Here is a 14,292-nt window from a genome sequence, read left to right as displayed (position 1 = left end):
ATATATTTTTTAAATTGATTTTTCAACAATTACTTGGACCACTTCAAAAAGGATTAGAATGATAATAATCCACTCTAGCATGCTGCTATATTTATGTTGTAGTATATCGTTGAATAAATCTAAATTTTCTTTAATTACGTTTAAACTATTTTCAATTCCTTGATGACGTTTTACAATATCTAATTCATCTTTTAACTTGTAATCTAAATCAGACAAATCTTTGTTGTTCCAAGCAACATTTGGTGAGTCAAAAACAAACAGGTTTTCGGCAATGTTATTTTTTAAATTCATCGTTTTTCCGATAAACTTTCTCATTTGAATTTTAGAAAGGTTAAAACTTCCTGTTTTTTCTAACTGCTTCGAATATACTAATGTTTTGTCATGTAAATCAGATGTTTTATTTACATAATTCATCAACGCTACCGATTGTGCTAGGTTAAGCATAATGATATGCGCCACATCATCGTTTAATTCTTTAATTTGAATAGTTCCGAAATCAACTTCTATCGTATCAGAAAAAGTAATATTGTATTTTTCTGAAGGGAGGCTGTTGATAACCAACGTTTTTTTTGGAATTAAAAAACTAACAATTTGATTAGTTAAATCATCTGTACAGTTCATAAAAACAACACTTCCATATTCTTTTATATAAATGTATGAGTTGTTTGAGATTTTGTATAGTAAAAAAGAGTGTTCTCTTTTTACCAATTCATACGATTCAAACTGTGAGCGAATAGCACTCAGTGCTATTCGCTTTTCAAGATGATATGCTACTGTTTGTAGGTGCATTTTAATAATCGTCGTCGTCGCTTTTAAACTTTGCTAATTTGTTAAAAGGTGAGCTTTCGTCGTCGTCGTAATCTTCTTCATCTTCCATAGTAGAAGAAAATTTATAGCTCAACATTTTGTAGTATAATTTAGCCGCTAAAAAGTCTGAAGACTTCTCATTTTCGTTAGGGCATAATTCTACAATGTCAAAACCTACTACGTTTCTTTCGATAAATACTCTCTTTAAAAATTCTAAGGTTTCATAGTAAAACAACCCTCCTGGTTCTGGTGTTCCTGTACTTGGTAATAATGAGGGATCGATAGCATCTAAATCAAAAGTAATAAAAACATTACCTGTTAATTGGTCAATAACTTCATCCATCCAGTATTCGTTTACCGCCATATCGTGTGCAAAAAAGACCTTGTCCATGTTCATAGAAGACTTTTCTGATATGTCCATACTGCGAATTCCTACTTGTACTAAGTTGGTTGTTTGACTCGCTTCATATACAGCGCAAGCATGGTTGCATGAACTGCCTTCATATTCCTTGCGTAAATCAGCATGCGCATCAATGTGTAGTACTGTTAGGTTGTTAAAACATTCGTTAAAAGCACGGATAGTACCGATAGAAATTGAATGTTCTCCACCAAAAAGGGTAACAAACTTATTTTTATTGATGAATTTTTTCGTTGTTGCATGTACTGCCTCTACCATCGTTTCAGGAGAAGCGTTTTCTGTAACTGCATCCGCTAAATAAATACCTTCTTTATATACTTCGCTATCAGTTTCTATGTCGTATAGTTCCATGTTTTCTGAAGCGTCTAAAAAAGCTTCAGGACCTTTGTCAGCTCCTTTTTGCCAAGTACTAGTTCCGTCATAAGGAACAGGGATAAGTACTACTTTAGCATTCTCTAATCTTGCATATTGGTCAGGTATTCCTGCGTAATTTCTTTTTTTCATTTTGATATTTTTTACTAGTATCCTAAGATAGATAATAGTTCTTCGCTTTTTTGTTGTTCTTTAAATAATTTGGTGGTTAAATCACCATTCTCGTTTTTGTCAATTAGTATATGTTTCGGTGTGGGGATTAAACAGTGTTGTAGCCCTCCAAAACCACCTATGGTTTCTTGATATGCTCCTGTATTGAAAAAGCCTACGTACAGCGGACTTTCTTTTTCGTATACAGGCAGGTATATACCATTTACATGTTGTTCAGAGTTGTAGTAATCGTCACTATCACACGTTAACCCTCCTAATAAAACACGTTCGTATCTATGATTCCATTTATTTAGAGGAAGCATGATGAAACGCTTATTAATGGCCCAAGAATCAGGTAAGGTGGTAATGAAAGATGAGTTAATCATATTCCATTTTTCACGGTCATTCTGTTTTTTTTGATATAATACTTCATACACAGCTCCACCAGATTCCCCTACAGTAAAACTACCAAATTCAGTAAAAATATTAGGAACCTCTACACCAGCTTCTTTACAAGCAAGGTTTATTTGATTGATAATTTCATCTACCATATACTCATAGTCATAATCAAATGCCAGTGAGTTTTTAATAGGAAAACCTCCTCCTATATTTAAACTGTTTAGGGTAGGACATACCTTTTTTAATTTAGTATATACTCGTAAACATTTTAATAATTCGTTCCAATAATAAGCATTGTCTCTAATACCTGTATTGATAAAGAAGTGTAACATCTTTAACTCTACTTGAGGATTATTAGCGATTTCACGTTCGTAAAAAGATACAATATTTTTATAACCAATTCCTAAACGGCTCGTATAAAATTCAAATTTAGGTTCTTCTTCAGAGGCAATGCGAATTCCTACCTTAAACCTACTTCTGGTTTCGTCAAGCAACAAGTTTAGTTCTTCGTAATTATCTATTATTGGTATGCAGTTTGTATGGCCTCCATCAATTAAACTTACAATATTAGCAATGTATTGATCTCGTTTAAAACCATTGCACAAAACATAAGCATCATCACTTAATTTTCCTTCTTTTTTAAGCGATTTTACAATATCAATGTCAAAAGCAGATGATGTTTCAATATGTATATTGTTTTTTAACGCTTCATTTAATACATATTTAAAATGCGAGCTTTTAGTACAATAACTATAGTTGTAATTACCTTGGTAATTATGTTTCTCTATTGCTTTATGAAACCAGTTTTTAGCTTTGTTTATGTTTTCTGATATTTTAGGTAGATAGGTGAATTTTAACGGTGCTCCGTATTGCTTCACTAACTCCATCATATCAATGTTGTGAAAAAATAAATTGTTGTTTTCAGTATGAAATTCCCCTTGGGGAAAATCAAACGTTTGTTCTATTAAGTCTTTATATTTAGTATTCATTATTATTTTAGTTGTAGCTGTATGTTGGGTACAGAAAATCATTCAAAAAACAGTAAAGGCAGGTGCCCAAACTTTTTTAAACAAAAAGAGATAACAAATATTGTTGTTGTGCAACAAGTTGTTAAATAAAAATAAAATGAATAGTTAGACTCTTAAAGCTAAACAATCACCGCACTGCTTATAAAAATTCAGTGGTAGAGAGTATTGAAAGTTGGAAGAAACCTTAATTTTTCGGTTGTGCTTCTCAAACACTAAATAACTCACTATCTTCCCATAGAAGTTATTGCCGAAATAAGTAAAACATAACATTTTGACTTATGTAATAAGATGCGGTAAATGTAAACTATTTTTTAATACAACAAACTTTTTTTTATTTTTTTTAAAAAATTAACCCACAGTGTTTTAGGGGTTGTTTCGCTTTTTTATCAGTTCAATTCCTTTGTATAAAATAGTCGTGTTAGGGATAGTTATTTCTCTTTTTTCTTCGGGCATATACAACAGAACATAAAAGCCTGTTATGTTTTTAACAACTCCCTGTAAGTCGAAATCTTTATCTATAATTTTGATAGTATCACCTATGCGCATCGGATGGTAGAAAAATAAGATTATACTAGCCGTTAAGTTAGATAAAATAGACCATTGTGCAAAAAAACCAACTCCTAAAACAGCAAGTATTGATGAAGCAAAAACAATTACTTCTTTAAAGTTAATACCAAAAATAATTAATGAAATAAATAAGGCTAAAGTATAGTATAAAAAATAGCTGAGGTTTAAAATTAATTTTCTTCGATGAGGTTCAATAGCATTTTTTACAATGTAAGACCTTGTTAGTTTTTTGGTAACATGAATGAAAAAAAATAAGGATGCTATTAAAAGCAAGAATTGTAAGAAAGGGTTGTGTAAAGACAATTCTAAAAAACGATTTTTCATGTTTAGTTCTTTTTGTACAAATATACTTCTGGTTTTGTAAATAATATCTCAAAATAAAAAATTATATTTGATTGATAATCATAGTTGTATACCGTTATGGAGAATATTTTGATACCGTATAATTTTTCTGAAGCAGCGATTAATGCCTTAAACTATACCAAACAATTGTTTAAAGGTGTTGAGGTAACTATTTACTTATTAGATGTATATATAAGTCAACCTTCAGAGCTGTTGAGTGATGAAGAAAACGAAAAATGGTTTAATGAAATGGATAATGAAATTGAAGAGGAGTTAAAGTATTTAATGGAGGTTTTAAGAAGAGAAGATACGAGTTTTAATTACGAGTATATTGTAGCGTCTAACTCACTAACAAAAGCAGTTACAAACACTATTAAAGAAAAGAACATAGATGTTGTTATTGCGGGTACCAAAGGGGCAAAAAGTTTGGCAGAAACATTTATTGGTACAAATACCATGAAAATGATTAATGTAGTTAATAAGTGCCCAATACTTGTAGTTCCTATGAATTACAAGTATAAACCATTACATCAAATAGTGTTTTCAACAAACTATAGAAGGTTGTTTACTACCAAAGAGTTACAGTTTTTACTTAACTTAACTACAGTTAAAAAATGTGTATTAGAGGTTGTATGCTTGTCTGAAGAGAATTTTTTGTCTGAGAATCAGCAGAGGAATAAAGTGAAATTAAGAGCACTGCTACAAGGGGTAAATACAGCGTATAAAAAAATAGATTGGGAAGGTTCTGAAACATTAACAGTTGAAAAACATATTGAAGAAACAGAAAGCGAACTGTTGGTTTTAATAAACCACAAGTATAATTTCTTTAACCGTTTGTTAGAAGAAAATATAATAAAAAAATCGGCATTCAACAGTAAAATTCCTATCTTGATCTTACCAGAAATAGCATAACTATGAAATTTACTGAAGAATTCTATAAAAATATAGCGAATTTGTTTTACGCCGTTTCTATGGCCGATAAAAATATAACCATAGAGGAAAAAAAGCGTATTGTTAAAAGAGTAGAATTAAATTGGGCTACATCAGAAAATAAATCAGATAGCGAACTAATTTATGAAACCCTAAGAGAATTGATTAAAGAAAAAGTCACTTCTGAAGAAGCTTATGAAGACTTTAAGAGATACTATTTAACACACAAAGAGGACTTCACAAAAAAGGTAATGCACGACTTATTAGCTGCATCACATGAAATTTCTACTTCATATGCTGGAAAAAATAAATCAGAACTTATAATTTTAGCCCGACTTTACAAATTATTTAATCTCGTATAACTAAACAGATGACAAGGTTTATAACCAAACAAAAAAATACTAAAAATGTAATTCCTGGAAGTCCAGTTTTTGTAGGAAATCAAAAAGAAGAAAATACTAGAATACGACTCATAGGTTATGATGAAAATGAACTTGAAGAAGTAGCGTTAGAAACCATAAATGAACTTGAAAATTATATAAGTAAATACAAAAGACTTTGGATTAATATAGATGGTTTACACGATGTTGAGCTGATAGGAAAAGTAGGAGAGTTGTTTGATATTCATACACTTGTTCTTGAAGATATAGTGAATACAGACCAGAGGCCTAGAGTTGATATTGAAGAGCATTATATTTTTACAAGTATTAAAATGTTGTTTTTAAACAAAGAAAAGCATCAATTAGAGGCAGAGCAAATATCGATGTACTTATTAAAAAATGTGCTACTCACTTTTCAAGAAAAACAAGGCGACATTTTTGAGCCCGTAAGAGAAAGGCTACGTCATAAAAAAGGAAGGGTACGAAATTATAATGCAACATATTTAAAATACTGTTTGTTGGATGTGATTGTAGATAATTACAATTTTTTAATGGAAACTTTTGGTGAGAAAGTTGAAGATTTAGAAGATAAAATTTTACTGCAACCTCATAAAAATACATTACAAGAAATTAATAAATACAAAATAGAACTTAATTACTTTAGAAAAGCAATACGGCCAGCTCGTGAGGCAATAAACAGTTTTAGAGCTTTAAAAACTGAATTAATAACTAAAAAAGAACAACCATTTTTTAACGATTTAAACGATCTGGTTCAACGAAGTTATGATTCAGTTGAAAATTACAAAAGTATGTTGAGTGAACAACTTACTGTATATTCAACTAATGTAAACAATCGTTTGAATGATATAATGAAAATACTGACGATATTTTCGGTGGTATTCATTCCTATTACTTTTATAGCGGGTATTTACGGTACAAACTTTGAGTACATTCCAGAGCTTAGGTATCGTAATGGATACTTTGTAATGTGGGGTGTTATTCTGTTTACAGTAGTAGTAATGTTAGGGTATTTTAAATACAAAAAATGGTTTTAAGGATTGTTTAAGTTTTTGAAAATTAATTTTTTGTACTTTTGTGGAGTAAAATGAAAAAAGCATTTCATAAAATAGCATCTATTGTAATGACTTTTGTAGTGTTGTTATCTACAATGTCATTTACCGTTAACAGTCACTTTTGTGGTGATATGTTAGTAGATACAAGCTATTTTGTAAAGGCAGAATCTTGCGGAATGGATATGAAGCAAGAATCAAAACCTAAAGAATGCTCAGTGATCAAGAAAAATTGTTGTCAAGATATAGCTTCTGTAGTGGAAGGACAAGATACTTTAAAACATACATCTTTTGATCAATTATCTTTTGATCAACAAGTTTTTATAGCATCATTTTACTATAGTTATATTAATTTGTTTGAAGGAATTCACGATAAAGTAATTCCTTTTAAAGATTATACACCTCCACTGGTCATCAAGGATATTCAGTTACTTGATGAAGTATATTTAATATGATTTTAAACAATAACTAATTCTCCTTTTGAAAAGTTCAATGGGATGATTTGTCGTATTCGATGTTTTTTTAACATCAATGTTTAATTGTTTAAAATCATTTTTTATGCTAAATAAAAGCATTAAATTTTTAATAGAAAACAAACTGGTAGCAGTTATATTACTCGTCGTATTTGTAGGATGGGGAACTGTGAATGCACCATTTAATTTAGATACAGGTTTTTTACCAAAGAACCCTGTCGCGGTTGATGCCATACCAGATATTGGAGAAAATCAGCAAATTGTTTTCACAAAGTGGGATGGACAATCACCACAAGATATAGAAGACCAAATAACCTACCCTTTAACAACATCTTTATTAGGAATTTCAGGAGTAAAAACCATTCGTAGTTCTTCTATGTTTGGACTTTCAAGCATTTATGTGATTTTTGATGAAGGAGTAGATTTTTATTGGAGTCGTTCTCGAATTCTTGAAAAACTAAATTCATTACCCAATAATTTATTACCAGAAGGAGTAAGTCCTTCTTTAGGCCCTGATGCAACAGGTTTGGGGCAAATTTTTTGGTATACATTAGAAGGGCGTGATGAAGAAGGAAAGGTAACTGGAGGTTGGGATTTAAACGAGTTGCGTAGTGTACAAGATTATTATGTGAAATATGCGCTTTCATCAGCCAATGGGGTATCTGAAGTAAGTTCGATAGGAGGTTATGTTCAAGAATATCAAATAGACGTAAAGCCAGAATTGATGCGTCAATACAATATCAGTTTACAACAAGTTGTAGCTGCAGTAAAGCAAAGTAATCAAGATATTGGAGCGCAAACGATAGAAATAAATCAAGCTGAATATTTAGTTCGTGGTTTAGGATATGTAAAGTCAATAGCAGATATTGAAAACGCTGTAGTCACTGCTAAAAATTATACTTCAATACGAGTAAAAGATATCGCAAAAGTATCGTTAGGAGCAGCACCTCGTAGAGGAATTTTAGATAAAGAAGGGGCTGAGGTAGTAGGAGGTGTAGTGGTAGCTCGTTACGGAGCGAATCCTTTAGAAGTAATTACCAATGTTAAAGCAAAGATTAAAGAGTTAAGTGCAGGTTTACCAAGTAAAGAGTTAAAAGATGGTAGCACTTCTCAATTAACGATTGTTCCGTTTTATGATCGTACAGAGTTGATTCATGAAACGTTAGATACGTTGAACGAAGCTCTTACGTTGGAAATACTAATTACCATTTTAGTAATTGTTGTAATGGTCTTTAACTTACGAGCTTCTGTATTAATATCAGGATTATTACCAGTGGCAGTGTTGATGGTTTTTATTGCAATGAAAGCCTTTGGTGTAGATGCAAACATTGTGGCTTTATCAGGTATTGCTATTGCTATTGGAACCATGGTAGATGTAGGAGTCATCCTCTCCGAAAATATCATAAGTCATTTAGAGAGAAAAGAAAAGAGAGAAGAGAATAGTGACATTCCGACAGAACGAGGTATGAGTGACGAGGAATCTCTATCCATTAACCAAATTGTTTACAATGCAACAGCAGAAGTTTCAGGAGCAATTGTCACAGCGGTAATGACAACTATTATTAGTTTTATTCCGGTATTTACTATGATTGGTGCAGAAGGAAAATTATTCCGTCCACTAGCATTTACCAAAACGTTTGCTTTAATAGCAGCTATTATAGTGGCCTTATTTTTAATACCACCATTTGCAGCTGTTTTATTTAAGAAAAAAGAGTTGACAAAAAACTTTAAGTATTTTATAAATGGAGTTTTAATAGCATTAGGTATTACAGCTGTTTTTTACGGATACTGGTTAGGAATTGTATTGGTAGCTTTTGGAGTTGTACAATTTTGGAGTAACTATTCAGGAAATAAGGAGGTTCGTTTTTCGCTTTTCACTTTTCACTTTTCATTTTCAGTGAATACAATCAATATTGTTATATCTGCAGTAGCAATTGTAGGTTTGTTGGCAGAATATTGGAGACCTTTAGGAGTTGATAAAAGTATTGTAACCAACCTTTTATTTGTAGCTCTGATTTGTTTCGGATTGTTGGGTTTTTTCAGTTTACTTCAACAATATTACAATCAGATATTGCGATGGGCATTGAATAATAAACTGCTGTTTTTAACCATTCCGTTAACCGTGTTAACTTGTGGGTTCCTTATTTTTAAAAATACAGGAAAGGAATTTATGCCTTCGTTAAATGAAGGATCATTTTTGTTGATGCCAACTTCTATGCCTCATTCCGGAGTAGAGGAAAATAAGCGAGTATTGCAACAACTAGACATGGCAGTTGCTAATATTCCAGAAATAGGAACGGTTGTGGGTAAAGCAGGAAGAACTGATTCAGCGTTAGACCCTGCACCTTTATCAATGTATGAGAATGTGATTAACTACAAGCCAGAATATGCGTTAAATTCAGATGGAGAGCGTCAACGTTATCGAGTAAATGAAGACAGGTTGTTTGTGTTGAAAAATGGTAAGACGGTAGCAAATCCGAGTTTAACAGATAAGACATCGGAAGTTGCTTTTTATGAGGTTTCTTCAAATGAATTAATAGAAGATGAAGACGGTGAGTTCTATCGTAACTGGCGACCAAATATTAAGTCGCCTGATGATATTTGGAATGAAATCGTAAAGGTAACCAAGTTACCAGGCGTAACATCGGCACCTAAATTACAACCTATTGAAACTCGATTGGTCATGTTGCAAACAGGAATGCGAGCTCCGATGGGAATTAAAGTAAAAGGACAAAATTTAAAGCAAATTGAAGCCTTTGGAGTAGAACTTGAAGGAGTTTTAAAAGAGGTCAAAGGAGTTAAAAAAGAGGCGGTTTTTGCAGATAGAATTGTAGGGAAACCTTATTTGTTAATTGACATAGATAGAGAAAAATTAGCTCGCTACGGAATTGCTATTCAAACGGTACAAAATGTATTGAAAGTAGCGGTAGGAGGGATGCAATTGTCGCAAACGGTAGAAGGAAGAGAACGTTACGGAATTCGAGTTCGTTACCCAAGAGAACTGCGTTCCAATCCGACTGATTTGGAAAGTATTTATGTGCCAGTAGCAAAAGGAACGCCAATTCCGTTAAGTGAATTAGCAACGATTCGTTATGAGCAAGGACCACAAATGATTAAGAGTGAAGATACTTTTTTAATTGGATATGTACTGTTTGATAAGTTAGATGGTTTTGCTGAGGTAAATGTGGTAGAAACAGCTCAAAAAGCAATTCAACAAAAAATAGATTTAGGAGAGCTAGTTGTTCCTAAAGGAATCTCTTACCAGTTTACAGGGACCTATGAAAATCAATTAAGAGCAGAAAAAACATTATCAGTAGTAGTACCATTAGCTTTGATGATCATCTTTTTAATACTGTATTTTCAGTTCCGTTCTGTAGCTACCTCGTTAATGGTGTTTACAGGAATTACAGTAGCTTTTGCAGGAGGATTTATCATGATGTGGTTATACGGGCAAGATTGGTTCTTGAATTTTAGTGTATTTGGAGAAAACTTACGAGAACTATTTCAAATGCATCCGATAAATTTAAGTGTAGCCGTTTGGGTAGGTTTTATTGCACTGTTCGGAATTGCAACCGATGATGGTGTGGTAATGGCAACGTATTTAACACAAACATTTAATAGAGAAAAACCGCAAACAATCGAAGCCATTCGAGCATCTGCATTACACGGAGGGAATAAACGTATTAGAGCATGCTTAATGACAACAGCCACCACTATTTTAGCCTTGTTACCAGTATTAACTTCAACAGGAAGAGGAAGTGATATTATGATTCCGATGGCAATACCAGCTTTTGGAGGAATGATTATAGATGTGACTTCGTATTTTATAGTACCTGTATTGTACAGTTGGAGAGAAGAATTTTTATTAAAAAGGAAAGTTAAAAGAGAATAGTGTAAAGTGTAAAATTTTTAAATATGAGTATTTTAAAAGATAAAAGTTATGAGTTTGCACTAGAGATAGTGAAGCTTTCGCAATATTTGGTTGCTGATAAAAAGGAATATGTTTTAAGTAAGCAGCTTTTAAGAAGTGGTACAGCTATAGGGGCTTTAATACGAGAAGCTGAATTTGGACAAAGTAAAAAAGACTTTATTCATAAAATGAGTATTGCCTTAAAAGAAGCTAATGAAACCTTGTATTGGTTAGACCTTTTAAAGGATACCAAGTATATAGTTGAAGATACATATTCATCGTTGCATTCAATCTGTAAAGAATTAGTAGCAATGCTAGTAAGTTCAATAAAAACAGCAAAAAAATCATTATTATGAAACGATTTATAACTTTTATATTTCATGCAGTAAAGTATTGGATAGTTTTGTGTTTTTCGTTTTTCAATTTTCAATTAAAACAGAAGTTAACTTTTCATTTTCCATTTTTCGCTTTACATTTAAAAAGGATGTTCACTTTTAGTTTTTCACTTTTAGTTTTTCACTTAAAAAGGATATGCACTTTTAGTTTTTCACTTTTAGTTTTTCACTTTTCAAATGCGCAAGACCTACAGGAATATATAAAGATAGCTTTAGAAAACAACCCAGAAGTACAACAGTTTGATACGAAGTATAAACGCATTTCTGAGAAAAAAGAAGAAGCACATACATTGCCTAATACTGAGTTTGGAGCGGGGTATTTTGTAAGTACTCCAGAAACGCGTACAGGTCCGCAGCAATTTAAACTATCTGTAAAGCAAATGATTCCTTTTTTCGGAACCATAACAGCACGAGAAAACTATGTGTCTTCATTAGCTGATGCAGCTTATCAGGATATCGTAGTTGTAAAACGTAAACTAGCAACATCAGTAGCGCAGTCGTATTACAAGCTTTATGAAGTTAAAGCGAAACAAAAGGTATTAGAAGAGAATATAGCGTTACTTGAAACCTATGAAAAGTTGGCGTTAACTTCTGTTGAGGTAGGAAAAGCATCTGCAGTAGATGTGTTAAGGTTACAAATAAGACAAAATGAGTTAGCACAACAAAAAGAAGTATTGCAGGAAACTTTTTTAGGAATGCAGAAAGCATTTAATAAATTATTGAATCAAGAGGTGAATACATCAATTTTGGTGGTTGATAGTTTGCAAATTCCGAAAGAAGTGGATAAAATGCAACCAAGTACTTTAAAGTTACATCCAGAATTGATAAAGTTTGATAAGTTGTATACTTCTGTAGAAAAGTCTGAATTCTTAAACCAAAAAGACAAACAACCAATGATTGGTTTCGGACTCGATTATGTGAATGTTGGTAAGCGTACCGATATGAATGTGGTAGGTAATGGAAAAGATATTGTAATGCCAATGGTGTCATTGTCTATTCCAATTTTTAATAAAAAGAACAAGTCTATAAGCAAGCAAAATAAGTTACAGCAAGAGGAAATTTTATCACAAAAGGAACAACGATATAATACGTTAGAGGCTGTATTATACAGAGCAGTTTCAGATAGAAAAGCATCTGTAATAAGTTACCAAACACAACTTAAAAATTTGGAGCAAGCTAAAAATGCAGCGCAAATTTTAGTGAAAAGTTACGAAACAGGAATCATAGATTTTAACGATGTGTTAGATATTCAAGAATTACAATTGAAGTTTCAAACGAATATGATAACGTTAGAAGTAACGTATTATACGCAAAGTGCCACTATTAATTATTTAATAAAGTAAACAAATGAAAAAATATCTTATCTATTTAGGAATATTAGCTGTTGGTCTATTGTTGGGTTGGTTGCTATTTGGTGGTAGTTCTAATGAAGAATCAAGCCACAATCACAAAGAGGTTTCAAAAACCAATCAAATGTGGACATGCTCTATGCATCCGCAAATTATGCAACCAGAACCAGGAGACTGTCCTATTTGCGGAATGGATTTAATTCCTGCGGAAGCTGGAGCAGAAGGGTTGGCAGTAAATCAGTTTAAATTAACTAAAAATGCGTTGGCATTAGCAAATGTCCAGACAACTGTGATTGGTAATGCTATAAGTACAGATAATACAATTACACTATCAGGAAAAATAGCAGAAAACGAAAAATCAAATACAGTACAAGTAAGTTATTTTGCAGGAAGAATAGAACGTTTAAACGTGAACTTTACAGGAGAAAAAATAAGAAAAGGGCAGTTGTTAGCAACTGTATATTCTCCTGAGCTGGTAAAAGCACAACAAGAATTATTAACAGCAGCGTCAGTAAAAGAAAATCAGTCAGCATTGTATAAAGCAGTTAGAAATAAACTGAAATTATGGAAGCTGTCTGAAAACCAAATCAATCAAATTGAAAGAACAGGAAAAGTAAAAGAAAACTTTCCTGTATATGCTACGGTTTCTGGTACAGTATCAGAGAAACTAGTTGAACAAGGAGATTATGTAAGTCAGGGACAAGTATTATTAAAAATAGCCAATTTAAACTCAGTATGGGCAAATTTTGATGTGTATGAAAATCAAATCAGTAATTTTAAAGTAGGTCAAAATATATCAATAACAACCAATGCCTATTCCAACGAAACTTTTAAAGCGAAAGTTTCGTTTATCGATCCTGTATTAAACCAAGAAACTCGTACAGTTACTATGCGTGCAGTTCTAAATAATAGCAAAGGAAAGTTTAAACCAGCTATGTTTGTTACAGGAAAAGTGGAAGCTACAGAAAAACAAACAGAACAGCAATTGAGTATTCCCGTTACGGCAGTTTTATGGACCGGAAAACGTTCAGTTGTATATGTAAAACCTGACGCAAGTAAACCCGTTTTTGAAATGCGAGAAGTCGTGTTAGGAAGAAGAGTAGGAGAGAACTATTTAGCAGAGAAAGGCTTGAAATCAGGAGAAGAAATTGTTACGAATGGAGTATTTACCATAGATGCTTCAGCGCAATTACAAGGGAAGAAGTCAATGATGAATCATACAAAAGAAATTATGGAATCTTTCAGTACTCCTGAAGCTTTTAAGGAACAATTGCAAAAAGCTTATGACGGGTATATAGACTTAAAAGATGCTTTGGTAAAAACGGATGCTGATGCGGCCAAAGCAAGTGCAGGCAACCTACAAAAAGATTTAACATTAGTTGACATGGAGTTGTTAACGAATGAAGAAGCTCATAAGCAGTGGATGCAATTAGTTCCTACACTAAAGTCAAGTAATGCAGAAATTGCAAAAACCACAGATGTAGATGTACAACGAAAGCACTTTAAAGTATTATCAGAGCATTTTATTATGGCAGTTCAATCTTTTGGGATAAATGAGGTTAGCTATAAACAATACTGCCCTATGGCAGATAGTGATAAAGGAGCTTATTGGTTAAGTAAAGAAAAACAAGTGTTAAACCCATATTTTGGCGATATGATGCTAAAATGTGGTGAGGTAAAAGAAACAATTATTAATAATTAA

At 32.3% G+C, this 14,292-nt stretch carries 12 protein-coding genes; 8 read left to right on the top strand and 4 right to left on the bottom strand.

The annotated features are described in order from the left end of the window. Nucleotides 1-9: 9 nt before the first annotated feature. The 4 genes from V1T75_RS04625 to V1T75_RS04610 all read right to left on the bottom strand — a co-directional run bounded on the left by V1T75_RS04625 (nt 10) and on the right by V1T75_RS04610 (nt 4,065). Nucleotides 10-789 (bottom strand): RMD1 family protein, encoded by a 780-nt coding sequence (locus tag V1T75_RS04625; protein WP_330487394.1) that lies wholly within the window; start codon nt 787-789, stop codon nt 10-12. A gap of 1 nt (nt 790) precedes the next feature. Next, nucleotides 791-1,729 carry an agmatinase gene (gene speB, locus V1T75_RS04620; RefSeq protein ID WP_330487393.1) on the bottom strand — a complete coding sequence of 313 codons (939 nt, stop codon included), beginning with the start codon at nt 1,727-1,729 and terminating at the stop codon, nt 791-793. A 14-nt stretch (nt 1,730-1,743) separates the two neighbouring features. Further along, complete coding sequence (locus V1T75_RS04615; RefSeq protein WP_330487392.1) at nt 1,744-3,135, bottom strand: arginine decarboxylase; 1,392 nt, start codon at nt 3,133-3,135, stop codon at nt 1,744-1,746. 402 nt (nt 3,136-3,537) lie between these two features. Continuing rightward, a complete protein-coding gene (locus V1T75_RS04610) occupies nt 3,538-4,065 on the bottom strand; it encodes a mechanosensitive ion channel domain-containing protein (RefSeq protein ID WP_330487391.1) in 528 nt (175 codons plus the stop codon). A 96-nt stretch (nt 4,066-4,161) separates the two neighbouring features. On the opposite strand from V1T75_RS04610, the gene V1T75_RS04605 reads away from it, so the two are divergent. From V1T75_RS04605 to V1T75_RS04570, 8 genes are all read left to right on the top strand, one after another. After that, nucleotides 4,162-4,995, top strand: a complete 834-nt coding sequence (locus V1T75_RS04605) for a universal stress protein (RefSeq protein ID WP_330487390.1) — start codon at nt 4,162-4,164, stop codon at nt 4,993-4,995. 2 nt (nt 4,996-4,997) lie between these two features. Beyond that, complete coding sequence (locus tag V1T75_RS04600) at nt 4,998-5,375, top strand: hypothetical protein (RefSeq protein ID WP_330487389.1); 378 nt, start codon at nt 4,998-5,000, stop codon at nt 5,373-5,375. Between the two features lie 8 nt (nt 5,376-5,383). Beyond that, the gene (gene corA, locus V1T75_RS04595; protein WP_330487388.1) at nt 5,384-6,448 is read left to right on the top strand and encodes a magnesium/cobalt transporter CorA; all 1,065 of its coding nucleotides are present in this window, start codon (nt 5,384-5,386) and stop codon (nt 6,446-6,448) included. 50 nt (nt 6,449-6,498) lie between these two features. Continuing rightward, entirely contained in the window at nt 6,499-6,918 is a 420-nt protein-coding gene (locus V1T75_RS04590; protein WP_330487387.1) for an HYC_CC_PP family protein, read from the top strand. Nucleotides 6,919-7,021: 103 nt separating this feature from the next. Then, nucleotides 7,022-10,828 (top strand): efflux RND transporter permease subunit, encoded by a 3,807-nt coding sequence (locus tag V1T75_RS04585; RefSeq protein WP_330487386.1) that lies wholly within the window; start codon nt 7,022-7,024, stop codon nt 10,826-10,828. 23 nt (nt 10,829-10,851) lie between these two features. Continuing rightward, the gene (locus V1T75_RS04580) at nt 10,852-11,202 is read left to right on the top strand and encodes a four helix bundle protein (RefSeq protein WP_330487385.1); all 351 of its coding nucleotides are present in this window, start codon (nt 10,852-10,854) and stop codon (nt 11,200-11,202) included. Between the two features lie 128 nt (nt 11,203-11,330). After that, nucleotides 11,331-12,584, top strand: coding sequence for a TolC family protein (locus tag V1T75_RS04575; RefSeq protein ID WP_443082041.1), 1,254 nt, complete (start codon nt 11,331-11,333; stop codon nt 12,582-12,584). A gap of 4 nt (nt 12,585-12,588) precedes the next feature. After that, nucleotides 12,589-14,292, top strand: coding sequence for an efflux RND transporter periplasmic adaptor subunit (locus V1T75_RS04570; protein WP_330487383.1), 1,704 nt, complete (start codon nt 12,589-12,591; stop codon nt 14,290-14,292).

The organism is Tenacibaculum sp. FZY0031, assembly GCF_036350695.1.
Classification (GTDB): Bacteria; Bacteroidota; Bacteroidia; order Flavobacteriales; family Flavobacteriaceae; genus Polaribacter.
This window is presented reverse-complemented; position numbering and strand designations above follow the sequence as displayed.

Coding starts and splice junctions, on each gene's coding strand:
- V1T75_RS04605 (WP_330487390.1), top strand. CDS start 4,162: ATGGAGAATATTTTGATACCGTATAATTTTTCTGAAGCAGCGATTAAT.
- corA (WP_330487388.1), top strand. CDS start 5,384: ATGACAAGGTTTATAACCAAACAAAAAAATACTAAAAATGTAATTCCT.
- V1T75_RS04615 (WP_330487392.1), bottom strand. CDS start 3,135: ATGAATACTAAATATAAAGACTTAATAGAACAAACGTTTGATTTTCCC.
- V1T75_RS04570 (WP_330487383.1), top strand. CDS start 12,589: ATGAAAAAATATCTTATCTATTTAGGAATATTAGCTGTTGGTCTATTG.
- V1T75_RS04600 (WP_330487389.1), top strand. CDS start 4,998: ATGAAATTTACTGAAGAATTCTATAAAAATATAGCGAATTTGTTTTAC.
- V1T75_RS04590 (WP_330487387.1), top strand. CDS start 6,499: ATGAAAAAAGCATTTCATAAAATAGCATCTATTGTAATGACTTTTGTA.
- speB (WP_330487393.1), bottom strand. CDS start 1,729: ATGAAAAAAAGAAATTACGCAGGAATACCTGACCAATATGCAAGATTA.
- V1T75_RS04610 (WP_330487391.1), bottom strand. CDS start 4,065: ATGAAAAATCGTTTTTTAGAATTGTCTTTACACAACCCTTTCTTACAA.
- V1T75_RS04585 (WP_330487386.1), top strand. CDS start 7,022: ATGCTAAATAAAAGCATTAAATTTTTAATAGAAAACAAACTGGTAGCA.
- V1T75_RS04575 (WP_443082041.1), top strand. CDS start 11,331: ATGTTCACTTTTAGTTTTTCACTTTTAGTTTTTCACTTAAAAAGGATA.
- V1T75_RS04580 (WP_330487385.1), top strand. CDS start 10,852: ATGAGTATTTTAAAAGATAAAAGTTATGAGTTTGCACTAGAGATAGTG.
- V1T75_RS04625 (WP_330487394.1), bottom strand. CDS start 789: ATGCACCTACAAACAGTAGCATATCATCTTGAAAAGCGAATAGCACTG.